The sequence below is a fragment of the Actinosynnema sp. NPDC059797 genome, assembly GCF_042732085.1.
Lineage (GTDB): Bacteria > Actinomycetota > Actinomycetes > Mycobacteriales > Pseudonocardiaceae > Actinosynnema.
This window is the reverse complement of the sequence record NZ_JBHWIE010000058.1, coordinates 1-23,086: the sequence shown is the minus strand read 5'-3', so window position 1 is coordinate 23,086 and position 23,086 is coordinate 1. Positions and strand designations below refer to the sequence as shown.

Genomic DNA, 23,086 nt, shown 5'->3' with positions numbered 1-23,086 from the left:
ATGTGTTCGGTCGTGAAGTGTGCCCTATGGCACCGACAGCGGCGGAGGTCGGTGCCGAACCCCGGAACGGGCGAGGGGCCCCGCGCGGACCTCGTCGTCCACACGGGACCCCTCGCCGGGGCCTCGGCTCAGGAGCCGAAGCCGATCCAGTTGACGTTGACGAAGTCCGCGGGCTGGCCGCTGGTGAACGTCAGGTAGACGTCGTGGCGGCCGGTCAGCCCGGAGATGTTCGCCGGGACGGTGCGCCAGCTCTGCCAGCCGCCGGTGTTGGCGACGGAGAAGCTGCCGACCGGCGTGGCCGTCGGGCTGCCGACGCGGACCTCGACCAGGCCGCTCACGCCGCCCGCCGCGCCGCTGGCGACCCGTGCGGTGAACTGCCTGCCGGTGCGGGAGCCGAAGTCGACGCCCCGGTACAGCGCCCAGTCGCCGTTGGCGATGCCGGCGATGTTCTCGCCGCCGCCGGTGTCCGAGGTCGCCTCGCGCAGCAGGCCGCGGTGCTGGTCGTAGGACTCGGCCTGGATGGTGCCGAACGCGTCCCGGCTCACGGGCGGCGCGGTGGTCGTGGTGGTCGTGGTCGTGGTGGTCGTGGTGCTGGTGGTGGTCGTCGTGGAGGTGGGGACGACGCCGCCCGAGCCGGTGTCCGTGCCGCTGCCCGCCGGGCCGCGCCACGCGGTGGACGACGCGGGCACGGTCAGCGACTGCCCGTCGGAGAAGGTGACCGTGGTCGCCGCCGTGCCCGGGTTGTAGGCGACGTAGGTGCGGGCGCCGTTCTTGCTCAGCACGGCGTGCGTGGGCACGTTCGCGGTGACCGAGGTGTCGGGCGTGCCGAAGGTGTTCAGCGAGGTCAGCCAGTGGTGCGCGTGGGCGCGGGAGTCGCCGCTCTCCGGCTCCAGGCCGTTGCCGTACTGGGTCAGCGCCTGCGCCGGGTCGGCCAGCGCGAGGAACTGGGTGATGACGTCCTTCCACTCGACCTCGGTGCCGCCGTTGTTGGCGCGCAGCTCGTTGATGTTCTGGAGGATGTCGGCCTTGTAGTCGGCGTGGTAGAGCGAGCCGCCCGTGATCGGCAGCATGTTGATGCCGTGGATCTCCTCGGGGTTGGCCGTCCACCACGTGCTGTAGCTGCCGCCCGCGCCCCAGACGATGCCGAGGGTGTCGTGGCCGTAGGACGCGGGGAAGACCGCGTTGTCCTTGTCGAACCAGTACTGGCCGATCGCGGTCTCCTGCGTGGTGTGCAGGTAGATGCCCGCGTCGCGCAGCGCGGTGTCACCGGTGGCCTGCCCGAACAGCACGGCCGCGGTGGCGTACATCATCGCCTCGGACGAGGACTCCTCGTTGTTGCCGTGCGCGAAGCCCGCGTGGCCGGACGCCCAGCCGTGGCCCGCGTAGGCGTCGAAGTTGCGCAGGAACGGGAAGCGCGACTCGGACCGGTCGTGGTTGTTGGCGTCCTTGAGGATCAGCTTGACCATGCCGCCGTAGCGGGCGTCGCCCGCCCACGCCGCGTCGTGCTGCGCGACGATCGCGGCGGCCAGCGCGTAGTAGCCGTAGTGGAAGTGGTGGTCGTTCAGCTCGGCGTCGGTGCCGTAGCCGGCGGGGTAGCCGATCAGCGTGCCCCACGTGGCGTCGTAGGCGAAGTGCCGCCCGCTCTCGCCGGAGGACGCGGTGAGCCAGTCGGCGAGCCGGTCGCGGACCAGGGTCAGCAGCCGGTCGCGCCCGGCGGTGTAGCCGATCTGGTTGGCCACCGGCACCAGCGCGGCCAGGCGCCACAGCGCCTTGCCGGTCCAGTAGGTGTCGGACGCGCCCTTCCACGGGTCGGCGGCGTTCAGCTCCTGGTCGATCTCCGAGCGCAGGCGGTTCTTGTCGGCCGCCGGCGACAGCGGGAGGGCCGGCAGGACGCCGTTGAACGCGCTGCGCGTGGTGAACGAGGCGCCCTCGCGCAGCCGCATCTCACCGCGCGGCGAGGTGTAGCGGTAGGCGGTGGTGGAGTCGGCGGAGTTGAGCCACTGGTGCCGGTAGAGGGCCTGGAGGGTGCCGGTCTGGGTGCCCTGGCGGGCGGTCGTCGTGGCCGTGTAGGTGGCGGTGAGCTGGGCGTTCGCGGAGTTGTAGGACCAGCTGACCCTGGTGTCGGTGACGAAGGAGAACGCGTAGCGCTGGAACAGGCTCAGCGCGTCCCGGCTCGGCAGCACGGCGACGGAGAAGAACGACGCGGGCGAGGTGGCCTCGGCGGTGCCGGTGACCGACCAGTTCGCCGGGGAGAACAGGGCGTAGTCGTGGCCGTTGACGGTGACGCCGAGGGTGGTGCCGGTGTTGCTCCAGATCGTGGTGGAGCCGTTGAAGCCGACCCGGGCGTTGCCGCCGGTGGCCTCCGCGTAGACGTACGGCGAGCCGTGGCCGATGGTGGTGCGCAGGGTGCGGGTGCCGTCGGTCCACAGTGGAGTGACGGTCCAGTCGGACCAGCCGTCCACCTGCGTGCGCGGCGCGTTGAGGCCGCTGACGCCGATGAACAGCTCGTCCCGGTGCATGAACTCGTAGCCGCGGCCGTCGGGGGTGATGACCGGGCTGGTCGGGTAGCCGACGCCCAGGCCCTGCGCCGCCGCGTGGAACGTCAGCGGGTGGGCGTACATGTTCTCGGAGTAGGGGTTGCCCGCGTAGCGCTGGAAGGCCAGCGAGGACCACCAGTCGTTGGTCGGGACCGGTCGGCCGGCCACCCGCGAGGTGACCTTCGGGGAGACGGCCGCGCCGTCGGAGTTGGTCGGGCCGGTGGCGCCCGCCGGCCGGGACGTGGCGTAGCTGCCGGAACCGACGGTGACGGCGCCGGCCGTGCCGGGCAGGGCGAGGGGGATGACGGCGGCCACGGCCACGGCGGCCGTCAGAGCCGCCAGGTGTGGGCGGATCGAACGCACGGGAACCTCCAGCAGGGACTCACAGCTCTGTGAGCGGAAGGGTGTGAGAGCGCTCTCACACCGGCAAACGGTAAACGCCCAGGTGCCGCCTGTCTACGGTTGGCGGCGACTTGCGGTGTCAAGCCCCGCCCTGCGCCGTTCCGGGTCGCCGCCCGTGCGCCGACCCGCGCCGTCGCCGCTGGGCCGACCCGCGCCGCCCGGTGGCGGACCGCACTGCCTCGCGCCAACCCGAGCCGCCTGGCACCGGCCCTCGCCGCCCGGTGCCGCTTCGCCGTGCCCGGTGCCGCCCGGCGCCGCCGGCTCTTGCCCCTGCGCCGTGTCCGGCGCCTGCCGCCTCGCCCTGCCCCGTCTCGCCCTGCCGCGCGCCGTCCCGTCAGGACGCGTCGTCGGCGGGGGCGTCGGCGTCTTCGGCGTCTTCGGCGTCTTCGGCGTCTTCGCCGACCCGGAGGCGGTACTCGCAGCCGTACTCGACGGCGTACTCCAGGTCGTAGTGGTGGACGATCTTGGGACCGCCGTGGAGGTGCACGTGGGTGACGGTCTGCTGCGGCGCGACCGGTGGCTTGGCGCGCGAGTCGACCCGGCCGTCGAGGGGTCCGCCGACGAACCGCACCACGTACGCCTGCGTCATCGGTGTGCCTCCCTCTCTCCGACAGTCCCGTCCATGGTACGGGCGGACCAGTCGGAACAGGGCCGATCCGCTGTCGGAAACAGCCGGACGTACCAGTGTCCGGGCAGGTCGCCGGGGGTGTCGGCGGATCAGGCGACCTGCCCCCGGTGCACCGGTGACCCGGGGGGCAGGTCGCGTATCTCACCCGCTCGGGGGACCGTCACTCCGCCCGCTTGCGCGACGGCTGCACGCGCGGCGGCTCGCCGGGCATCTTCGGGTAGTCGGGGGGGTAGGGCATCTCGCCGCGTTCGTCGTTGGCGTACCAGTCCAGCAGGGTCTCCAGGCCGAACGCCTCGTCGTCCAGGCCGGCGTGCGGGTCGCCGTGCTCCGCCAGGCGTCCCGGCGCGGTGAGCACGTCGAAGTCGTCGGGGTCCACAGTGGACAGCTCGTCCCACGTCACGGGCATCGACACCGTGGCCCTGGGCGTGCCGCGGACCGACCAGGCGGACGCGATGGTGCGGTCCCGCGCGGCCTGGTTGTAGTCCAGGAAGACGCGCTCGCCGCGCTCCTCCTTCCACCACGACGTGGTGGCCCGGTCCGGCGCCCGGCGCTCCACCTCGCGCGCCAGCGCGATCACCGCGTGCCGCACGTCCACGAAGTCCCACTCGGGCCGGATCCGCACGGCCACGTGGACGCCCCGGCCGCCGGAGGTCTTCGGGTAGCCGACGAGGCCCAGCTCGTCCAGCACCTCCCTGAGGACCTGCGCCACCTCCACCGCGTCCCGGAAACCCGTGCCCGGCTGCGGGTCCAGGTCGACGCGCAGCTCGTCGGGCCGGTCGGTGTCGGCGGCGCGCACGGGCCAGGGGTGGAAGTCGAACGTGCCGAGGTTGGCGGCCCACGCGAGCACGGCGGGCTCGGTCGGGCACACCTCGTCGGCCGGCCGGCCGGAGGGGAACCTGACGCGGGCCGTGCCGACCCAGTCGGGCGCGCCCTTGGGCAGCCGCTTCTGGTAGAACGCCTCCCCGGTCACGCCGTCGACGTACCGCTTCAGTGTGGTGGGCCGGTCGCGCAGCACGCGCAACAGCGGTTCGGCCACGGCCAGGTAGTACTCGACCACCTGGAGCTTGGTGATGCCGCGTTCGGGGAAGTAGACCTTGCCCGGGTTGGACACCCGGACCACGCGCTCGCCGACGCTCAGTTCCACCGCTTGGGCCACGCGGGTGAGCCTAACCCCGATCGGCCCGGCGACCGGCGTGAACGCGCCACGCGGGGCTCGCGCGCCGGCTCAGCGGGGCGCCCGCGACGCCAGCCCGGTGACGAACGACTCCAGCGCCAGCTCGAAGCTGTCGTGGTCCAGCTCCTGGGCCACGGCCGGCAGCAGGTGGGCCTTGTCCAGGTTCGGGTACCGGTCGCGGTAGAGGGCCTGGTCCTCGGAGAAGCCGCTGGAGAACGTGCTCAGCGCCGCGCCGAACACCAGGTACATCAGCCCGGCCGCGATCATGGTCGCCTCCCGCCGCGACCAGCCGGCCGCCACCAGGCCGCCGTGCACGACGTCGAGGCGCCGCAGGGACGCCTCCCGGTGCGCGGGTCCGTAGGCGAGGAACGGGACGATGTTGGGGTGCCGCGCCAGCGCCGACCGGTAGGACCACGCCGCGCTGCGCAGGCCGCTGCGCCAGTCGCCGCCGTCGAAGCCGGACACGTCGACCTTCTCCAGGATCTCGGCCGCGACCTCGTGCAACAGGTCGTCCTTGGTGCTCACGTGCCCGTACAGGGACGCGGCCTGGACGCCCAGCTCGGCGGCCAGCTTGCGCATCGACAAGCCGTCCAGCCCGTCACGGTCGATGATGAGCAGGGCGGCGGTCCGGATGCGCGAGGCGCTCAGGATCGGGTTCCTCGGCATGTCGCTCCCCTTGCCCGTGGGTCTGGTGCACGCCTAGGTTAGATAACCTAACACCGTTCGGTTAGGAGGGCAGCGAGGTGGACCTGCGCATCTCGGACGAGCACCGGCAGCTGCGGGAACTGGCGCACCGGTTCACCGAGGAGCGCATCGTGCCGCACGCCGCCCGCTGGGACCGCGACGAGGCGATCGACCGCGACCTGGTGCCCGCCCTCGGCGAGGTGGGCTTCCTGGGCCTGGGCGTCCCGGAGGAGCACGGCGGCTCCGGCGGCGACCACCTGGCGTACTGCCTGGTCCTGGAGGAGATCGCGCGCGGCGACTCGGCCGTGCGCGGCATCGTCTCGGTCTCCCTCGGCCTGGTCGGCAAGACCATCGCCAGGCACGGCACCGACGCCCAGAAGCGGCGCTGGCTGCCCGACCTGTGCGCGGGCCGCGCCCTGGGCTGCTTCGGCCTCACCGAACCCGGCACGGGCTCCGACGCGGCCTCCCTGGCCACGAAGGCGGTCCGGGACGGCGACGACTGGGTGATCACCGGGCGCAAGGTGTTCATCACCAACGGCACCTGGGCCGACGTGGCGCTGGTCTTCGCCCGGACCGGCGGGCCGGGCGCGCGGGGCATCACCGCGTTCCTCGTGCCGACCGGTTCGCCCGGTTTCACCGCCACCGAGATCCGCGGCAAGCTCGGCATGCGCGGCCAGGCCACCGCCGAACTCGCCCTCGACGGCGTCCGCGTGCCCGACGGGCACCGGCTCGGCGACGAGGGCGCCGGTTTCAAGCTCGCCATGGCGGCGCTGGACCGGGGCCGGATGTCCGTGGCCGCGGGCTGCGTCGGCGCGGCGCGCGGCGCGCTGGAGGCCGCGATCGGCTACGCCAAGCAGCGCGAGCAGTTCGGCAGGCCCATCGCGGGCTTCCAGCTCGTGCAGGAGCTGCTGGCGGACATGGCCGTGGAGACCGACGCCGCCCGCCTGCTCACCTGGCGGTGCGCCGACCTGGCCGACCGCGGCGAGCCGTTCGGCACCGAGGCGTCCATGGCCAAGCTCTACGCCAGCGAGGCCGCCGTGCGCGTGGCCGACAAGGCCGTCCAGGTCTTCGGCGGCTACGGCTACACCGACGAGTACCCGGTGGGCAAGTACCTGCGGGACACCCGGGTCACGACCCTCTACGAGGGCACCAGCCAGATCCAGAAACTGCTCATCGGCCGGGCGCTGACCGGCATCAACGCGTTCGCGTAGGAGGACGTCATGGATTTCGGGCTCGACGACGAGCAGCGGGAGGTCCGCGAGTGGGTTCGGACCTTCGTGCGCCGCGAGGTGGCGCCCCTCGAACCGGAGGTGCTGCGCCGGGAGCGCGCCGGGCAGCCCGGCCTGACCCGGGACGAGCTGAAGGAGCTCCAGGACAAGGCCAAGGCCGCGGGCTTCTTCGGCCTGCTCACGCCCCAGGAGTACGGCGGCATGGGCCTGGGCGCGGTGATGACCGCGCTCGTGGAGGCCGAGCTGGGCCGCAGCTTCGTGCCGTTCCGGTTCGGCGGCTACGCGGACAACATCCTGTTCCACGCCAACGAGGAGCAGAAGCAGCGCTACCTGCTGCCCACGATCTCGGGCGAGCGGGTGTCGTGCTTCGCGATCACCGAACCGGGCGCGGGCTCCGACGCCAAGGCCATCCGCACCTCCGCCCGCAAGGAGGGCGGCGAGTGGGTGATCAACGGCGAGAAGACGTTCATCACGCAGGGCAACGAGGCCGACTTCGTGATGGTGTTCGCGGTGACCGACCGGGAGAAGGGCGCGGACGGCGGCGTCACGTGCTTCCTGGTCGACCGGGACATGGGGTGGAAGTCCGAGCCCATCCAGACCATGGGCCAGTGGGGCCCGGCGGCGCTGGTGTTCGACGAGGTGCGCGTGCCCGAGGAGAACGTCCTCGGCGAGGTCGGCAAGGGCTTCCAGCTGGCCATGCAGTGGATCGGCCAGGGCCGCTACCTGCTGCCCGCGCGGGCGATCGGCTCGTGCGAGCGGCTGGTGGAGATGGCGGTCGAGCAGGCGAACAACCGCGTGACGTTCGGCCAGCCCATCGCGTCCTACCAGGCGATCCAGTGGATGATCGCGGACTCGGCGGTGGAGATCGAGGCGCTGCGCTGGCTCGTGCTGCACGCGGCGTGGCTGGTGGACCAGGGCGTCGACTCCCGGCACGCGCAGTCGATGGCCAAGCTGTACGGCGGCGTCAAGGCCAACGAGATCGTCGACCGGGTGCTCCAGATCCACGGCGGCATGGGGTACACGCGGGAGCTGCCGGTCGAGCGCTGGTACCGCGAGCTGCGGCTGCTGCGGATCTACGAGGGCACGGACGAGATCCAGCGGCGCACCATCGCGCGCAACCTGCTCAAGGGGCACGCGAAGGTGACCGGCAGCCTGGGCTGAGGCCGGGGTCGCCCGGCGCGGTGGTCTCCCCCGCGCCGGGCACGGCGGTCACGTGGGCGACCCGCCGCCGCTGCCGTGGAGCCCACGCGGGACCCGCGACCGTGCGGCCCACGCCGGGCTCGCGACCGTGCGGCCCACACCGGGCTCGTCGCCTCCCGCCGGGCGGTCAGCCCAGGCTCGTGAGCATCTGCGCGCACACCCGCGCCAGGTGCTTGCGCATGGCGTCCGACGCGCGCCCCGGCTCCCCCGCCGCCACCGCGGCGACCAGCGCGTCGTGGTCGTCCAGGGAGGCGTGCTGGTGCGGCGGGTCGTCCCGGAGCCCGCTGCGCAGCAGCACGACCCGCTGCTGCACCAGCCGCACCTGCTCCGCGATCCGGGGGCTGCGGGCCGCGTCCAGCAGCGCCTGGTGGAACGCCAGGTCCAGCCGGTAGGGGAAGCGCTCCCCCGCCGAGTAGGCCCGGCGCGACTCCTCGCACACCGCCCGCAGCCGCACCACGTCCGCCTCGGTCCGCCGCGACGCCGCGAGCCCGGCCGCCGCGCACTCCAGCGCCGTGCGCAGCTCGAACAGCGCCTGCACCTCGGCCGCGTCGGCGGTCGGCACGGACGCGCCCCGGTGGGGCACCAGCACCAGCAGCCCCTCGGACGCCAGGTGCCGGATCGCCTCGCGCAGCGGCCCGCGCGAGATGCCCAGGCGCTGGGCCAGCTCGACCTCGTTGACCCGGGTCCCGGGTGGGATCTCGCCGGTCAGCACCAGCTCGCGGAGCACTTCCACGGCCTGACCGGCCAAGCTCAGGTGCAGGGGAGGTGTCACGTACGTCTCCTAGCGCCGACCGACCGCCGCCATGTTAACTGTCGACAGTTGGCAGCGCTGCGATGGAGGGACGCGTGGCACACGAACTGGTCGCCGAGGTCTGGCGGGGTGGGTTCCTGGAGTCCGTGCACCACGGCTCGGTCGTCGCGCTCGACCGGGACGGCCGCGAGGCGCTGGTCGTGGGCCGACCCCACGACACCGCCTACCCGCGCTCGTCCAACAAGCCGGTCCAGGCGCTCGCCATGCTCCGCAACGGCCTCGACCTCGACGGCGAGCTGCTCGCCCTGGCGTGCGCCAGCCACTCCGGCGAGGACTTCCACGTGGCGGGCGTGCGCCGGGTCCTGGAGGCGCACGGCCTCGACGAGGGCGCGCTCCAGTGCACCCCCGGCCTGCCCATCGGCGAACGGGCGCTGAGGGACCACTTCGCCGCCGGGCGCGACGCCGCACCCGTCTACATGAACTGCTCGGGCAAGCACGCCGCCATGCTCGCCACCTGCGTGGTCAACGGCTGGTCCACGCACGACTACCTCGACCCGCGCCACCCGCTCCAGCGGGCCGTCCACGACACCCTGGCGGAACTGGCCGGCGAGCCCATCGGCGCCGAGGGCGTCGACGGCTGCGGCGCGCCGCTGCTCGGCATCAGCCTCAAGGGCCTGGCCAGGGCGTTCAGCACGATCGCCACCGCCGGCGAGGGCAGCCACGAGCACCGCGTCGCGCGGGCCATGAGCGGCCACCCGGAGTGGGTCGGCGGCACCGACCGCGACGTCACCAAGCTCATGCGGGCCATCCCGGGCGCGGTGGCCAAGGACGGCGCCGAGGGCGTGTACGCGGTGGGCCTGCCCACCGGCGAGGCCGTGGCCTGCAAGATCGCCGACGGCTCCAGCCGCGCGCGGGCCGTGGTCGTGGTCGCCGCGCTGCGCAGGCTGGCCGTCGACGCGCCGGACGAGCTGGCCACGTCACCGGTGCTCGGCCACGGACGCGCGGTCGGCGCGGTGCGGCCGTCACCCGTCCTGGTCGGCTGACCGGGCACGGGTTGAAGCGCCGGCTACCCTGGCTGCATGTCCAGCGCCCGCGCCGCCGACTTCCCCGACGACCGGCCAAGCGACCGGTCCGAGGAGGGCTGGTTGGCCGACGAGCTGATCGGCCTGGACCGCGACGACCCGGAGACCAGGGCGTTCGCCGAGCACCTCGACCGCATGCAGCGCTCGCGGCCCAACTTCACCGTGGAGGGCTCGCTCGCGGGCGTCTCGGAGTTCGCGGACTCCGCCAACCGCGCCGGCGGGCTCAGGCGGCTGGTCGCGGTCGTCGTGGTGGGCCTGATCCTGCTGGGGGTGGCCGTGAGCGCGTGGTACTACCTCGGCGCCCTGCTCACCGTCCTGTTCGGCTGACGACCCGTTCCGGCGACATCGACTAATGTGGAGGTATGGAACCTGTCGTCGGCGCCACCCCGAAGGTGGTTCGCTCCGAACTGGAGTGGCGGGAGATCCTGTCCCCCAAGGAGTACGCGGTGCTGCGCGAGGCGGGCACCGAGCCCGCGTGGACGGGTGAGTACACCGACACCAAGTCCGAGGGCGTCTACACGTGCCGCGCCTGCGGGACCGAGCTGTTCCGCAGCGAGACCAAGTTCGACTCGCACTGCGGCTGGCCCTCGTTCTACGCGCCCCAGGCCGGTGACGCGGTGATCCTCCGGGAGGACCGGTCCCACGGGATGGTCCGCACCGAGGTGTTGTGCGCCAACTGCCACAGCCACCTCGGGCACGTCTTCGAGGGCGAGGGCTACGCCACACCGACCGACCAGCGCTACTGCATCAACTCGGTCAGTTTGCGTCTGGTCGAGCCGCCCGTTGATCCAGCAGACTGAAGGCCCTGCTCGGAACGATGGCAAGTCCACACTGGGAGGAATAATGCGCATCTTCAAGGGCACGGACGGCGAGGGCTCCGGGGGCGTGGACGGCGCTTCGTCCTCCTGAGTCGGCCGGAAGCCCCGGGACCCGCGCTCCGGCGTCGGGACCCGGGGTTTTTCCTTGGGCGAGGCTTGAGGTCGTCAACCCTAAGGCTTGCTCAAGCACCCTTGCCGGGGTGTGGCCTGCGGCACACGATTGCCTCCTGGTTGGTGGACCCGGGTCCACCGAGGCCACAGGGGGTGGACCGTGGAGCGACCGTGGGGGCTGTCCGGGCCGGAGTTCCTGCAGCTGTACTGGATCGTGCTGGCGGTGTCGCTGGCGTTCGCGGTCTTCCTGCGGGCACGGCTGGGGAAGGCGCGGGGAGGCGCCTCCTCGCACGTGCCCGACCTGCTGGACATCGCCTACCTGACCGGCGGACCGCGACGGGTGGTGGAGGCGTCGGTGGCGCGGCTGATCGCGTCGGGCGTGCTGGTGCCGGCCCGCAGCGGGACCGTGCGGGTCGTGGGCGAGCCGGCCGGCGGGCACCCGGTCGACCTGGCCGTGGTGGCGGACGTGACGCGCTACCGCATGCGGACGTTGCACCTGCTGTTCCAGTCGGCCCCGGACGGCGCGGAGCCGCTCGCCGTCGGGCGTCGGCTGGTCGACGAGGGCTACCTGGTGGAGCCGGGTCGCGCCAGGTCGTCGGCGCGGCTGGGGGTGGCGCCGGCGGTGCTGGTCCTGGCGGTCGGCGCGGTGCGCTGGGCGGCCGAGCTGGCCGCGGGGGCGCCGGTCGGGTGGTTGACGCTGTCGCTGGCGCTGACCGGGGTGGCGGTGTCGCTGCTGGGGAAGGTCGGTTCGCAGGTGCTCACCGCGCGCGGTCGTGACGCGGTGTCGAAGGCTCGCGCAGGCGAGGTCACCGGGGGGTGGGGGGTGACCGGCTCGGCCCGCGAGGCCGAGCTGGTCGCCCTCAACGGTTTCGAGGCCCACCCGGACCTCCTGCTGCGCGCGGCGGCCCGCCCCCAACCGCTCGCGACGGCGCGGGCGGCGGCGGTCTCGCGGCCGTCGCGGTCCCGCGCGTCGTCGTCGCGTTCGTCCTCGCGTTCGTCGTCCGGATCGGCGGGCGGTTGGGTGGTCCTGGGCGGTTCCGGCGGTTCGAGCGGTTCCGACAGCTGCGACGGTTTCGACGGCGGCAGCGGCTTCGACGGCGGCGGCAGCAGTTGCGGTGGCGGCAGCAGTTGCGGCGGCGGCGGTGGGGGCGGCTGCGGCGGCGGTGGCGGCTGCTGAGCCACCGGGCGGCGGTCGTGGCTTTCCCGTGGTGGTACGGCGCGGCGCTGGTCGTCGCGGTGGTGGTCGGGCTGCGGCTCAAGCGGGTCACCGGCGCCGCGCCCGGCCGGGTGCTCGGGTTCGAGGAGCTCGGGTACCTCGGGGGCGGGCCGGTGCGGGCGGCCGAGGGGGCCGTGGCGGGGGGGGTGGCCGCCACCCGGGCGCGGGTGTCGGGCTCGACGGTGATCGCCGTCCCGCCCGCCTTCGCCGACGAAGGCGACCCGACGGCGTTGCGGGCAGCGGTCCTGAGCCGGCTGCCGCAGGACCTGGACGACCTGGTGGTCGACATCGCCGCCGGCGCCCCGGCCCGGCGGATCGGCGCACGCCTGGTGGCGGAAGGGCTGCTGGCGGCGCCCCGTCGCCGCCTGGCGCGGGCGGCCCTGTCCGTGCTCCCGCTGGCCCTGCTCGCGGCGGCGGCCGTCGCGGCGGGTCCGGGCGGTTGGGTGACGGCCACCGCGCTGTCCGTCACCGGTGTCCTGGCAGTCCTGCTGCTGTCGACCCCGCCACCCGTGCTGACCAGGCACGGCGCACGGGCGTTCGCCCAGGCCACCGCGGGCCTGGCCCCGGTCGACCCGGCCGAGGTGACGGCCCGCTACGGCCTGCCGCGCACCACCGCGCCAAGGACCCCGAGAGCCCCACCAGCCCCAGCAGCCCCGTCCGCGCCGCACAGGGGGTCGGCGCGGCCGGGGTCGGCGGGATTCGACGCGGTGTTCAACGGCGAGCACGCGGAACCGATCACCCATCCGGAGGCGTCTGACGCACCACGTGCGCGACGTTCCCACGCCGCGTCGGTGGGACCGCGGCGCTGGAGCCGCCGCAACGGGTGGCTGGTCGCCGGTGGTTGGTTCGCGGGCGGTTGGTTGGCCGGTGAGTACCTGACGAGTGACGGGTGGGAGGGCGACGACGGTGGTGGATTCGTGGACCCGGGTTCCGACGGGTTCGGCGGGGTCGGGGGGTTCGGCGCCTGAGCTGTGGCCGGAGGAGCGGGCGCTCCTGATGGCCGGCCCGGGGCGCGCGGCGGAGGTCGCGCTGGTGTCGCTGGTCGACGCGGGCGCGGTGCGGATCTCGCGCGGAGGTCTGACCAGCCAGGTGCACCGGCCGGGCCGGACGTGGAGCCCGCTGCAGGCGCGGGTGCTCCGCTCGCTGCCGATGTCGCTGGGCGACGCCATCGCCACGACGGCCGCCGGCCCGGAAGCGCAGGCCATGAGGCAGGACCTCATCGCCCGCGGCTACCTCACCCCACCTGGGCGGCGGGTGGCGATGCGGTGGCTGCGGCGATACCTGCTGCTGGCGGCCGCGGGGGCGCTGGTGCTCACCATCGCGCTGGACGTGCCGTTCATCGGGGTCGCCGCGGTGGTCGTGGGCGCGCTGACCGGCTGGATCGCCTTCGGCCGTGCCGGACGACCGCTGACGAGCACGGGCCTGGCCGCGGCACGCCGACTGCGCCTGGACGCGACGGAAGCGGAACGCCGCCTGGCCGGATCCCCCGTCCGGCCGAAGTCGGCCCCGGACTGGATGGCGACCCAGGCGTTGACCCCGGCGGACCGGCTGGTGCTGGTGGCGTGCCACGGGCTGCTGGGCCGGATCGGGCGGCAGAACGTGTGGCAGGTGCTCCACATCGAGCCGTCAGCGGCCAAAACCCTGAAGCGGCGCAAGCGAACCTCCGGCGGCGACGGCGGGGCCTCGGCGTGCGGCGGCGGGTGCGGCAGTTGCTCGGGCAGCAACTGCAGCGGCGGGGGCGACAGCGGTTCGAGCAGCGGCGGTTCCTCGTGCGGCGGCGGCGGGGGTTGCGGCGGAGGCGGGGGCGGAGGCGACTGATCCTGCCGGTCTTGCACCGGGAGGGCCGGTTGGGGCTCGCAAGTGCCAGAGGGTTGGCAGGGCTGGCGGGTTGGCAGGGCTGGCGGGTTGGCAGGACCGGCGGGGTCGGCAGGGCTCGCGGGTCGGCAGGGCTCGCAGGTCGGCAGGGCCGGCGGCGGCTGGGGAGCGGTAACTGACTGGTGCGGCCGGCGGCTGGCAGGGCTGTGGCGATTGAGGGTCGGCGTTGGCGAGTCGGCAGGCGGGTTGGCCCGGCGGTCGGGTTGGCCGGCGGGCCGTGGAGTGGCCGGTCTGCGGGTTGGCTGGCGGCGGGCTGATGGCCGGGGTGTGCGGCGGCAGGCTGGTCGGTGGCGGGCCGGCCGGTGAGCGCGAGGTGGCTGGCAGCGGGCCGGCCGGTGGCGGGCTGGCCGGCAGGGCGTGAGGTGGCCGGTGGTGGGTTGATGAGGCCGGCGGCCGGGGCGGGGTGTGAGGTGGTTGGGCGGTGCGGTGGTGGGGCAGGGCGGGGGTGGCTGGTCGTGCGTTCGGCCGGAGTCGGAGACGGAGTTGGAGTTGGAGTCCGGGGCAGGCTCGGGGGCGGGGTGGTGTGGTGGTCGGCGCGGGTTCCTTCATGTCTAACCGAGTGACTTGACCCCCGTTTCCGTACATCGGCCACCCGATCGTGTATCAAGAACTCCATATCAGCAGGTCAGAGAGGTAGCCATGGAGAAGCTGGGCGTGGGTGTCGGCTGGCGCCCCGAGATCGACCTGACCGTTGAGCGCCTCCCCGGCGTGGATTTCGTCGAGGTCGTCGCCGAGAACCTCCGCCCCGACCACCTCCCCGAGTCCGTCCTGCTCCTGCGCGAGCGCGGCCTGCCCGTCCTCCCCCACGCCGTCTCGCTGTCGTTGGGCGGGGCCGACCCCGTGGACGCCGGCCGGGTCGCCCACCTCGCCTCCCTGGCCGAGGCGCTCGACGCACCGCTGGTCAGCGACCACGTGTGCTTCGTGCGCGCGGGCGGTCTGGACTCCGGGCACCTCATGCCGCTCCCCCGCACCCGCGACGCCCTCGACGTGCTGGTCTCGAACGTCACGGCGGTCCAGCGCGACCTCCCCGTGCCGCTCGCGCTGGAGAACGTGGCCGCCCTCCTGGAGTGGCCCGGCGGCGAGCTGACCGAGGGCCGGTTCCTCGCCGAGCTGGTCGAGCGGACCGGGTGCCACCTCCTGGTCGACGTCGCGAACCTCTACGCCAACGCGCGCAACCTGGGTACCGACGTCGACCGCTTCCTCGACGAGATCCCCTTGGAGCGCCTCGCCTACGTCCACGTCGCGGGCGGCGCGGAGCACGGCGGCCTCTACCACGACACCCACGCCCACGCGGTCCCGCCGGAGGTCTTGGACGTGCTCGCCCGGCTCCGCGAGCGCGTCGACCCGCCGGGTGTGCTGCTGGAGCGGGACGACGACTACCCGTCCGACGCGGAGTTGGCCGAGGAGCTGGCCGCGATCCGGGCGGTGGTCGGGTGACCGGGCCGCAGCGGGAGCGGCTGGCCGCCGCGCAGGCCGAGTTGCTCCGGGCCCTGCTGGCAGGTGGGCCGGCGCCGGAGGGGTTCGCCGCGGACCGGGTCGAGGTCGAGCGGCGGGCGTTGCTCAACAAGCGCCGCGGCATCGTGGCCTCGCTGCGACCCGAGGTGGCCGCGGAGCTGGGTGAGCGGTTCCGGCCGCTGTTCGACGAGTACGCGCGGCAGCACCCGCGGCGGGCCGGCACCCGGTTCCGCGAGGACGCCGCCGCGTTCGCCGAGTGGGCCGTCGCCCGGGGCGAGTTGCCGCCGCCGCGGAAGAAGCGGTGGTGGCGGGTGGGGTCCGGCTGAGCAACCCGGATGGGCGAGCAACCCGGACGGGCTCCGGTCACGTCCTCGGCACATGCCGAACCACTTGTCACGACCCGTCGCGGTGTTGGCGTTGCTGCTGACCTCGGGGTGCGGCGTCGACGCCGTCCAGGGGTGCACGTTGATGGGCACGCCCGTCGGCATCGCGATCGACGTCCGCCACCCCGACGTGGCGAACGTGGCGATCGAGGTTTGCTGGGCCGGTTCCTGTGTTACCCCGGTCGTGGCACTGCATCCATCCAGTCGGGTCGGTGGCACGACGTGCACCGGCACCGGCCCGGACGACACGTGCGGCGCCTGGTCCGAGCCGACCGGGGAGCTGAGCGGTTTCGCGGAAGTCGAGGGCCTGCCCGCCGAACCGGTGAACGCCCGCCTGACGCTGTCAGACCAATCCGGATCTGCGCTGGTCGAGCGCGAGATCGCGGTGACGCCCGAAATGGCCTACACCAACGGTCCGAACTGCCCAGCGGGTGGGCCACAGGCACGTATCGCGGTTGAGCCCGACGGCTCAGTCACCGAACGGTAGGTAACCGTTTACTCCGCTGAATCGGCCAAGAACATACCGACCAATCAGCGGCTGTCCCGCCCGACCCGGCCCCTTACCGTCGAGGGTCAAGGGCGACGTCACTCCCGGTATTTCTGCCGCGACCGCGGGTAGCAAAGCCCTTCCGGCCGCGCTCACCGCAGCGCGCGGCACCTCACGGGAGGTTTCGACGAAGTGAAGAACCCACGTTGGCGCGGCATGACATCGGTGGCCGCGCTGGTCGCGGCGACCGTCACGGGGAGCGGCCTCGCACCCCACGCCCAGGCCGAGGACCTGGCCGAGCGGCAGGGCGAGCACCGCACCGTCACCCTCATCACCGGCGACCGGGTCGTCCTGGTCGGCGACGACGTGAAGACCCTCGTCGCCGCGCCCGGGCGGGAACGGGCGGTGTTCCACTCCTACGAGCGCGACGGGCACCTGCACGTGGTCCCGCGCGACGCGGCCAGGCTGGTGTCACAGGGCAGGCTCGACCCGCGGCTGTTCGACGTCACGGGTCTGGTCGAGGCGGGTTACGACGACGCCCGCCGCGACCACCTGCCGCTGATCGTGGTCGGTGATCGGCAACCCTCCACGGCGGGGTTGCGGACCGGTCGCGACCTGCCCGCGGTCGGCGCGCACACCGCGCAGGTGGTCAAGGCCCGGGCGACGGACACCTGGCGAACGCTCGCGTCGGGGGCGAGCGTGCGCAAGGTGTGGCTGGACGGCGTGCGCCGGCCGGCCCTGGACCGCTCCACCGCGCAGATCGGCGCGCCGACCGCGTGGCAGGCGGGCCTGACGGGCAAGGGCGTGAAGGTCGCCGTGCTGGACACGGGCATCGACGCCGACCACCCGGACCTGGCCGGTCACGTGGTGGGCGCGGCGAACTTCACCGAGGCGCCGGACAACACCGACGAGGTCGGCCACGGCACGCACGTCGCCGCCACCATCGCCGGTTCCAACGGGAAGTACCGGGGCGTGGCCCCGGAGGCGGACCTGCTCGACGCCAAGGTGTGCGTCGCGGAGGGCTGCCAGGAGTCGGCGATCCTGGCCGGCATGCAATGGGCCGCCGACCAGGGCGCCCACATCGTCAACCTCAGCCTCGGCGGCACCGACACCCCGGAACTGGACCCACTGGAACAAGCAGTCAACCAACTGTCATCTGACACCGGGACTTTGTTCGTCATCGCGGCGGGCAACAACTCCCGCCCGGAGACGATCGCCTCGCCCGGCAGCGCCGACGCCGCGCTGACCGTCGGCGCGGTGGACCGCACGGACGACATCGCACCCTTCTCCAGCCGCGGCCCGCGGATCAGCGACGGCGCGGTCAAACCCGACCTCACCGCACCCGGCGTGGACATCGTCGCGGCGAAGTCGAGCAGCGGCGTCGTGGGCACGCCCGTGGACGAGGACCACGTGGCCATGTCCGGCACGTCGATGGCCACCCCGCACGTCGCGGGCGCGGCGGCGCTGCTCGCGCAGCGGAACCCGGCCTGGACCGGCGCGCAGCTCAAGGCGGCCCTGGTCGCCTCGGCGCGGAACAACCCGTCGCTGACCGCGTTCGACCAGGGCGCGGGCCGGGTGGACGTCGCCGCCGCGCTGACCACCACGGTCACCGCGGAGCCCGCGAGCCTGGCCATGGGCCTGCAGAAGTGGCCGCACGACGACGACACCCCGATCACGAGAACGGTCACCTACCGCAACAGCGGCACGTCACCGGTCACGCTCGACCTGACCGCGGACGTGCGGGGCCCGGACGGCGGCGCCGCGCCGGCGGGCCTGGTGTCGGTGACCCCCGCGAAGGTCACCGTGCCGGCGGCCGGCGAGGCGACCGCCTCGGTCACCGCGAACACCCGCCTCGGCACGGCGAACGGCCTGTACGTGGGGTCGGTGGTCGCCACCGGCGGCGCGGAGCCGCTGCGGACCGCGCTGAGCGTGAACCGCGAGGAGGAGAGCTACGACGTGACGTTCAGCTACGTCGACGCCACGGGCGCGGCGGCTGACAACTACTACTCGACTGTCATCGGTTTGGACGATGACACATTCTCCTTCCCGTACGACGCGGACGGCACGTTCACGCTGCGGCTGCCGAAGGGCCGGTACTTCACCAGCTCCGACGTGATCACCGGCGAGTCGGGGCTGGCGCTGCTGCCCCACCCGGACCTGAACGTCACCGCCGACACCACGCTGGTGCTCGACGCCCGCACGGCCAGGCCGCTGCGGATCACCGCGCCGGACCCGGGCGCCGAGGAGGCGCTGGGCGACATCACGGTGGTGCGCAGGCACGGCGCGCGGCAGGCGAGCGTCAGCACCGCGTTCCTCGGCGGGTTCGGCCCGGACGTGTTCATCGCGCACTCCGGCCCGGCCCTGCCCGCGGAGGAGGTGACCGGCCTGATCGGCGCCCAGTTCCGCGGCACGCCGGACGGGGACACCCCGGTGTCCTACCGGCTCGCCTGGACCCACCAGGGCGAGCTGCCGACCGGGTTCGAACGCGCGCCGGCAGCCGCCGAGCTGGCCGAGGTGCGCGCGGACTTCGGCCCGGGACCGGCGGACCGGGAGTTCGGCTACGGCGGCAACCCGATGACCCCGGGCGGCGTCGGCGGCTGGGCGTGGACGACGGACGTGGCCGCGCCCGGCCGCGCGGTCAACCGCGTCAACGCGGACCTGGCCTGGTCGTGGGGTTTCCTCCAGTTCGGCCCGGAGGGCGCGGTGGAGACCACGCTGTCCTCGCCGGAGCGCACCTACAGCCGCGGTGGCACGGCCTCGGAACGCGCCAACGACCCGGTGTTCTCCCCGGCCCTGCCCGAGTCGCGGTCGCCGTACCTGGGGCGGCTGGGCGACGAGATCAGCTTCGCCCTGCCGCTGTTCACCGACGCCGCGGGCAACGGCGGCAACTCGTCGGTGGCCTCGGCGCGGACCTCGCTGCTGCGCGACGGCGCCCTGGTCGGCGAGACCCCGTACGCGGCCAACGGCCTGTTCGAGGTGCCCGCGGGCGCGGCGACCTACCGGGTGGAGACCGAGGCGGTGCGGCCGGAGGGGGTGTCGGAGTTCGCCACGCGGGTCGGCGGGGCCTGGACGTTCCGCTCCGACACGGTGGACGGCGACGAGTACGCGCCGCTGCCGCTGTCGGTGGTCCGGTTCACGCCCGCCCTCGACGCGTCCGGCGCGACGCCCCGGGGGCAGACCCTGCGGGTGCCGCTGACCGTGCAGCAGCAGGAGGGCGCGGGCAACGGCCGGGTGACGCGGATCGACGTCGAGGTGTCGTTCGACGACGGCGCGACGTGGACCGCCGTGCCGGTCTCGAACGGGGTGGCGCAGGTCGCCAACCCGGACGCGGCCGGGTTCGGGTCGGTGCGGGTGAAGGCAGGCGACAGCGCCGGCAACACCCTGGAGCACACCGTGATCCGCGCCTACAAGATCGCCTAGTGGCACGCGGTGCGCCGGGAGGGCACGGCCTCTCCCGGCACACCGCCTGCCACGGACAGTGACCACCGGTGGTGCGTTCGAGTGGTCGAACACCCCACCAAGAGACGCTGACCTCACCCTGACGGGTGGATAGCGTCGAGGACCGTTGGGGGGCTCCGCCACTTCCGGTCCACCGCCACCGCGGGTCTGCGGCGCCTCCCGACCGCGCGATCACCAGCGCACCACCGATGGGGAGACACCTGTGTTCAGACCACGAAAGCGCGGTAGGGCCCTCGGCGCCGCCGTCCTGGCGGGCGTGCTCGCCGCCACCACCGCCGTCGCCACGGCCACCACCGCTTCCGCGGCTCCACCCACCGCGTCCGCCACCGCGGCCATTTCCGATACCGCGACTGGGAGCGCTCCCGGTCCGGCGTCGGGGCAGCAGCGGAGCGTCACGCTGATCACCGGCGACCGGGTCGTGGTGACCGGCACGGCGGTCGGCGCGTTCCAACCCGGACCCGGCCGCGAGTCGATCAGCTTCCAGTCCCTGCACCGCGACGGCCGGCTGCACGTCATCCCGGACGACGCCGCCAAGGCCGTCGCGCGGGGCAGGCTCGACCCCCGACTGTTCGACGTCACCGGCCTGATCGACGCCGGCTACGACGACTCCCGGCGCGACACCGTGCCGCTGATCGTCACCGGCGGCTCCACCGCCGGCCTGCAGGTCACGGCGGAACTGCCTTCGGTGGACGCGGCGGCCGTCCGGGCACCCAAGACCGGTGCGGCGTTCCGGGACCTGCTCGACGACCCCGCCGTGGAGAAGGTCTGGCTGGACGGCGTGCGCCGGACCGCCCTGGACCGCTCCACCGCCCAGATCGGCGCGCCCACCGCCTGGCAGGCGGGCCTGACCGGCAAGGGCGTCAAGGTCGCCGTGCTCGACGGCGGCGTGGACGGCGACCACCCCGACCTCGCAGGCAAGGAGGTCGCCGAGCGGAACTTCACCGACGCCCCCGACGCCACCGACCGCGACGGCCACGGCACCCACGTGGCGGCCACCATCGCCGGCGGCGACCGCCGATACCGGGGCGTCGCGCCCGACGCGCGCATCCTCGACGGCAAGGTCTGCGTCAACAGCGGCTGCCCCGAGTCGTGGGTGCTGGCCGGCATGCAGTGGGCCGTCGAGCAGGGCGCGGACATCGTCAACCTCAGCCTCGGCGGCTACGACTCCCCCGGCGTGGACCCGCTGGAGGAAGCGGTCAACCGGCTGTCAGCTGATACCGGGACTTTGTTCGTCGTCGCGGCGGGCAACTCCGGGCGGTCCGAGTCGATCAACTCGCCGGGCAGCGCGGACGCGGCCCTCACCGTCGGCGCGGTCCGGCACGACGACGACCTCGCCCACTTCTCCAGCCGCGGCCCCCGCAACGGCGACGGCGCGGTCAAACCCGACCTCACCGCACCCGGCCTGAACATCGTCGCCGCGCGGGCCGCCGAGGCCACCATCGGCACCCCGGTCGGCAGGCGGCACCTGTCCCTGTCCGGCACCTCGATGGCGACCCCGCACGTCGCGGGCGCCGCCGCCCTGCTCGCCCAGCGGCACCCCGACTGGACCGGGGAGCGGCTCAAGGCCGTGCTGATGGCCTCGGCCAAGCCGAACCCCGGCCTGACCGTGTTCGACCAGGGCACCGGCCGCGTCGACCTGACCCGCGCGATCACCGCCGCCGTGGGCTCCGCCCCGGTCAGCGTCACCTTCCCCGAGCAGGCGTGGCCGCACCACGACGACACCCCGGTCAGCAGGACCGTCACCTACCGCAACAGCGGCGACCAGCCGGTCACCTTCGACCTCTCGGTCGACCTCCGCGGCCCCGGCGGCCGACCCGCGCCCGCGGGCCTGCTCACCGTCACCCCGACCGCGGTCACCGTGCCCGCCGGCGGCGAGGCCACCGCGACCGTCACCGCCGACACCAGGGTCGGCGACGTGGACGGCGCGTTCTCCGGCGTCGTGGTCGGCGGGCCCACGCGCACCCCGGTCAGCCTCGCCCGCGAGGTCGAGAGCTACGACGTGTCGGTGTCGCACGTCGACGCCGACGGCAACCCGGCCGTGGACCACACCACCGCGATCGTCGGCATGGACAACGACGTGTACGAGACGCTCTACGACTTCGACGGCACCGCCACCGTGCGCGTGCCCAAGGGCGAGTACCTGGCGCGCTCGGTCGTGCGCACCGGCGGCCGCACCGCCGTGCTCGGCCGGCCGGTCCTCACCGTCGACGGCGGGCACACCTCGTTCACCTTCGACGCGAGCGCGGCCCAGCCGATCCACGTCGCGCCGCCCGTGCCCGGTGCGACGCCGGCGATCAGCGACATCAACCTCTCCCGGGTTTACCGGGGCAGGCGCGTCACCCTCAACACCGCGTTCCTGTCCGGTTTCGACGGCATGCTGCTGGGCCACGTCGGCCAGACCCTGCCCGACGCCGACCTGACCGTCTCGGTCGGCGCGCAGTTCCAGGCCCCACCGGTCGACGGGACGCCGGCGCACTACCGGTTCCGCTGGGTCGAGCACGGCGCGGTGCCCACCGGCTACCACCGCACGCCCACCGAGGACGAGCTGGTCGAGGTGCGCACGGACTTCGCGCCCGCGCCCGCCGACCGCCAGCACCTGCACAGCGGCAGCGCCGGCCCCCTGGACGGCTCGGGCGGCTGGTCGGCGCTGCTGCCCGTGCCCGCGGGCGGCGAGGTGGTCGACCACATCACCCCGGAGGGGCTCACGTGGGGCTGGTCCTACCTGCGCCAGGCCCCGGACTACCGGACCGAGGCCGACTACTCCGCGCCGAACCGCACCTACGAGCCGGGCGGCAGCTACGCGGAGCGGTTCCTGTTCCCGGTGCTCGGGCCCGGCCTGTCCGGGCTCTCCGCCACCTACCTGGGCCTGTACGAGGACCGCATCACCTCGCAGGTGCCGCTGTTCAACGACCGCCACGGCAACCTGGGCAGGTCGAACGGGCAGTCCTCGCGCACCGCCCTGTACCGCGACGGGCGGCTCGCGGGCCTGTCCAAGGACCCGGTGGGCGAGTTCAGCGTGCCGGCGGGCGAGGCCCGGTACCGGGTCGAGCACGAGATCACCCGGGACCCGGCGGCGTTCGAGCTGTCCACGAAGGTCAGCGGGGCGTGGACGTTCCGCACGGACGTCCTGCCCGACGGGCAGGGGCGCAGGCTGCCGCTGTCGGTGGTCAGGTTCACGCCGGAGCTGGACGGCACGGGCGGCGCGCCCGCCGGGCGCGTGCTGCGGGTGCCGCTGGTCGTGGAGCAGCAGGACGGCGCGGACAACGGCGAGGTGCGCCGCGTCCGGGTCGAGGTCTCGTTCGACGACGGCCGGACCTGGTCGGCGGTGCCGGTGGCGGGTGACACCGCCCTCGTCCGCCACCCGGCCAAGGCCGGTTACGCGTCGCTGCGCGCCAGTGGTTCCGACAGCGACGGCAACACCTTCGAGCACACCGTGATCCGCGCTTACCGGATCGGCTGACCGGGGCGGGGGCGCTCACCGCGCGTGAGCGCCCCCGCGTCGGCGCCGAGGAGAAGAGGCACTCGTGCCCGGACCACGACGTGGCGCGATCCCGGTGGTCGCCGTCCTGGCGCTCGGGCTCGCCACGCCCGCGAC

Annotated in this window: 18 protein-coding genes; 13 read left to right on the top strand and 5 right to left on the bottom strand. The window is 73.9% G+C overall.

The window, feature by feature from the left end:
• Positions 1 to 128: 128 nt before the first annotated feature.
• From ACFV4N_RS16980 to ACFV4N_RS16965, 4 genes are all read right to left on the bottom strand, one after another.
• Complete coding sequence (locus ACFV4N_RS16980; RefSeq protein ID WP_499673470.1) at positions 129 to 2,900, bottom strand: glycosyl hydrolase; 2,772 nt, start codon at positions 2,898 to 2,900, stop codon at positions 129 to 131.
• A gap of 373 nt (positions 2,901 to 3,273) precedes the next feature.
• The gene (locus ACFV4N_RS16975) at positions 3,274 to 3,528 is read right to left on the bottom strand and encodes a DUF8847 domain-containing protein (RefSeq protein ID WP_499673469.1); all 255 of its coding nucleotides are present in this window, start codon (positions 3,526 to 3,528) and stop codon (positions 3,274 to 3,276) included.
• A 199-nt stretch (positions 3,529 to 3,727) separates the two neighbouring features.
• On the bottom strand, positions 3,728 to 4,723 hold the full coding sequence (gene ligD, locus ACFV4N_RS16970) for a non-homologous end-joining DNA ligase (protein ID WP_499673468.1): 996 nt from the start codon (positions 4,721 to 4,723) through the stop codon (positions 3,728 to 3,730).
• 69 nt (positions 4,724 to 4,792) lie between these two features.
• On the bottom strand, positions 4,793 to 5,407 hold the full coding sequence (locus ACFV4N_RS16965) for a TetR family transcriptional regulator (protein ID WP_499673467.1): 615 nt from the start codon (positions 5,405 to 5,407) through the stop codon (positions 4,793 to 4,795).
• Positions 5,408 to 5,484: 77 nt separating this feature from the next.
• On the opposite strand from ACFV4N_RS16965, the gene ACFV4N_RS16960 reads away from it, so the two are divergent.
• Together ACFV4N_RS16960 and ACFV4N_RS16955 are read left to right on the top strand one after the other, a co-directional pair.
• Entirely contained in the window at positions 5,485 to 6,636 is a 1,152-nt protein-coding gene (locus ACFV4N_RS16960) for an acyl-CoA dehydrogenase family protein (protein ID WP_499673466.1), read from the top strand.
• A 9-nt stretch (positions 6,637 to 6,645) separates the two neighbouring features.
• Positions 6,646 to 7,815: an acyl-CoA dehydrogenase family protein gene (locus ACFV4N_RS16955; protein ID WP_499673465.1), complete on the top strand. Its 1,170-nt coding sequence runs from the start codon at positions 6,646 to 6,648 to the stop codon at positions 7,813 to 7,815.
• Between the two features lie 166 nt (positions 7,816 to 7,981).
• Here the strand turns inward: ACFV4N_RS16955 and ACFV4N_RS16950 are convergent, their stop codons facing one another.
• The gene (locus ACFV4N_RS16950; RefSeq protein WP_499673464.1) at positions 7,982 to 8,626 is read right to left on the bottom strand and encodes a GntR family transcriptional regulator; all 645 of its coding nucleotides are present in this window, start codon (positions 8,624 to 8,626) and stop codon (positions 7,982 to 7,984) included.
• A gap of 74 nt (positions 8,627 to 8,700) precedes the next feature.
• Between ACFV4N_RS16950 and ACFV4N_RS16945 the strand changes: the two genes are divergently transcribed.
• The 11 genes from ACFV4N_RS16945 (at position 8,701) to ACFV4N_RS16895 (ending at position 22,951) form a co-directional block, all read left to right on the top strand.
• Positions 8,701 to 9,648 (top strand): asparaginase, encoded by a 948-nt coding sequence (locus ACFV4N_RS16945; protein WP_499673463.1) that lies wholly within the window; start codon positions 8,701 to 8,703, stop codon positions 9,646 to 9,648.
• 36 nt (positions 9,649 to 9,684) lie between these two features.
• Positions 9,685 to 10,014, top strand: coding sequence for a hypothetical protein (locus tag ACFV4N_RS16940; RefSeq protein WP_499673462.1), 330 nt, complete (start codon positions 9,685 to 9,687; stop codon positions 10,012 to 10,014).
• Positions 10,015 to 10,049: 35 nt separating this feature from the next.
• Positions 10,050 to 10,487 (top strand): peptide-methionine (R)-S-oxide reductase MsrB, encoded by a 438-nt coding sequence (gene msrB / locus ACFV4N_RS16935; protein WP_499673461.1) that lies wholly within the window; start codon positions 10,050 to 10,052, stop codon positions 10,485 to 10,487.
• Between the two features lie 289 nt (positions 10,488 to 10,776).
• On the top strand, positions 10,777 to 11,793 hold the full coding sequence (locus ACFV4N_RS16930) for a TIGR04222 domain-containing membrane protein (protein ID WP_499673460.1): 1,017 nt from the start codon (positions 10,777 to 10,779) through the stop codon (positions 11,791 to 11,793).
• A gap of 17 nt (positions 11,794 to 11,810) precedes the next feature.
• Positions 11,811 to 12,800, top strand: a complete 990-nt coding sequence (locus ACFV4N_RS16925) for a TIGR04222 domain-containing membrane protein (protein WP_499673459.1) — start codon at positions 11,811 to 11,813, stop codon at positions 12,798 to 12,800.
• Positions 12,715 to 13,650 (top strand): TIGR04222 domain-containing membrane protein, encoded by a 936-nt coding sequence (locus ACFV4N_RS16920; protein WP_499673458.1) that lies wholly within the window; start codon positions 12,715 to 12,717, stop codon positions 13,648 to 13,650. Before ACFV4N_RS16925 ends, ACFV4N_RS16920 begins: the two co-directional genes overlap by 86 nt.
• A gap of 696 nt (positions 13,651 to 14,346) precedes the next feature.
• Positions 14,347 to 15,144: an MbnB/TglH/ChrH family RiPP precursor modification enzyme gene (locus ACFV4N_RS16915; RefSeq protein ID WP_499673457.1), complete on the top strand. Its 798-nt coding sequence runs from the start codon at positions 14,347 to 14,349 to the stop codon at positions 15,142 to 15,144.
• A complete protein-coding gene (locus ACFV4N_RS16910) occupies positions 15,141 to 15,488 on the top strand; it encodes an SCO6045 C-terminal-like domain-containing protein (protein WP_499673456.1) in 348 nt (115 codons plus the stop codon). Before ACFV4N_RS16915 ends, ACFV4N_RS16910 begins: the two co-directional genes overlap by 4 nt.
• A 52-nt stretch (positions 15,489 to 15,540) precedes the next feature.
• The gene (locus ACFV4N_RS16905; protein ID WP_499673455.1) at positions 15,541 to 16,032 is read left to right on the top strand and encodes a hypothetical protein; all 492 of its coding nucleotides are present in this window, start codon (positions 15,541 to 15,543) and stop codon (positions 16,030 to 16,032) included.
• Between the two features lie 216 nt (positions 16,033 to 16,248).
• Positions 16,249 to 19,452: a S8 family peptidase gene (locus ACFV4N_RS16900; protein WP_499673454.1), complete on the top strand. Its 3,204-nt coding sequence runs from the start codon at positions 16,249 to 16,251 to the stop codon at positions 19,450 to 19,452.
• A gap of 241 nt (positions 19,453 to 19,693) precedes the next feature.
• Positions 19,694 to 22,951, top strand: coding sequence for a S8 family serine peptidase (locus ACFV4N_RS16895; RefSeq protein ID WP_499673453.1), 3,258 nt, complete (start codon positions 19,694 to 19,696; stop codon positions 22,949 to 22,951).
• Positions 22,952 to 23,086: the final 135 nt, after the last annotated feature.

Excerpts from the sequence above, each read along its gene's own strand:
- ACFV4N_RS16940 (WP_499673462.1), top strand. The coding sequence starts at position 9,685 with ATGTCCAGCGCCCGCGCCGCCGACTTCCCCGACGACCGGCCAAGCGAC.
- ACFV4N_RS16915 (WP_499673457.1), top strand. The coding sequence starts at position 14,347 with ATGGAGAAGCTGGGCGTGGGTGTCGGCTGGCGCCCCGAGATCGACCTG.
- ACFV4N_RS16975 (WP_499673469.1), bottom strand. The coding sequence starts at position 3,528 with ATGACGCAGGCGTACGTGGTGCGGTTCGTCGGCGGACCCCTCGACGGC.
- ACFV4N_RS16955 (WP_499673465.1), top strand. The coding sequence starts at position 6,646 with ATGGATTTCGGGCTCGACGACGAGCAGCGGGAGGTCCGCGAGTGGGTT.
- ACFV4N_RS16965 (WP_499673467.1), bottom strand. The coding sequence starts at position 5,407 with ATGCCGAGGAACCCGATCCTGAGCGCCTCGCGCATCCGGACCGCCGCC.
- msrB (WP_499673461.1), top strand. The coding sequence starts at position 10,050 with ATGGAACCTGTCGTCGGCGCCACCCCGAAGGTGGTTCGCTCCGAACTG.
- ACFV4N_RS16905 (WP_499673455.1), top strand. The coding sequence starts at position 15,541 with ATGCCGAACCACTTGTCACGACCCGTCGCGGTGTTGGCGTTGCTGCTG.
- ACFV4N_RS16900 (WP_499673454.1), top strand. The coding sequence starts at position 16,249 with ATGACATCGGTGGCCGCGCTGGTCGCGGCGACCGTCACGGGGAGCGGC.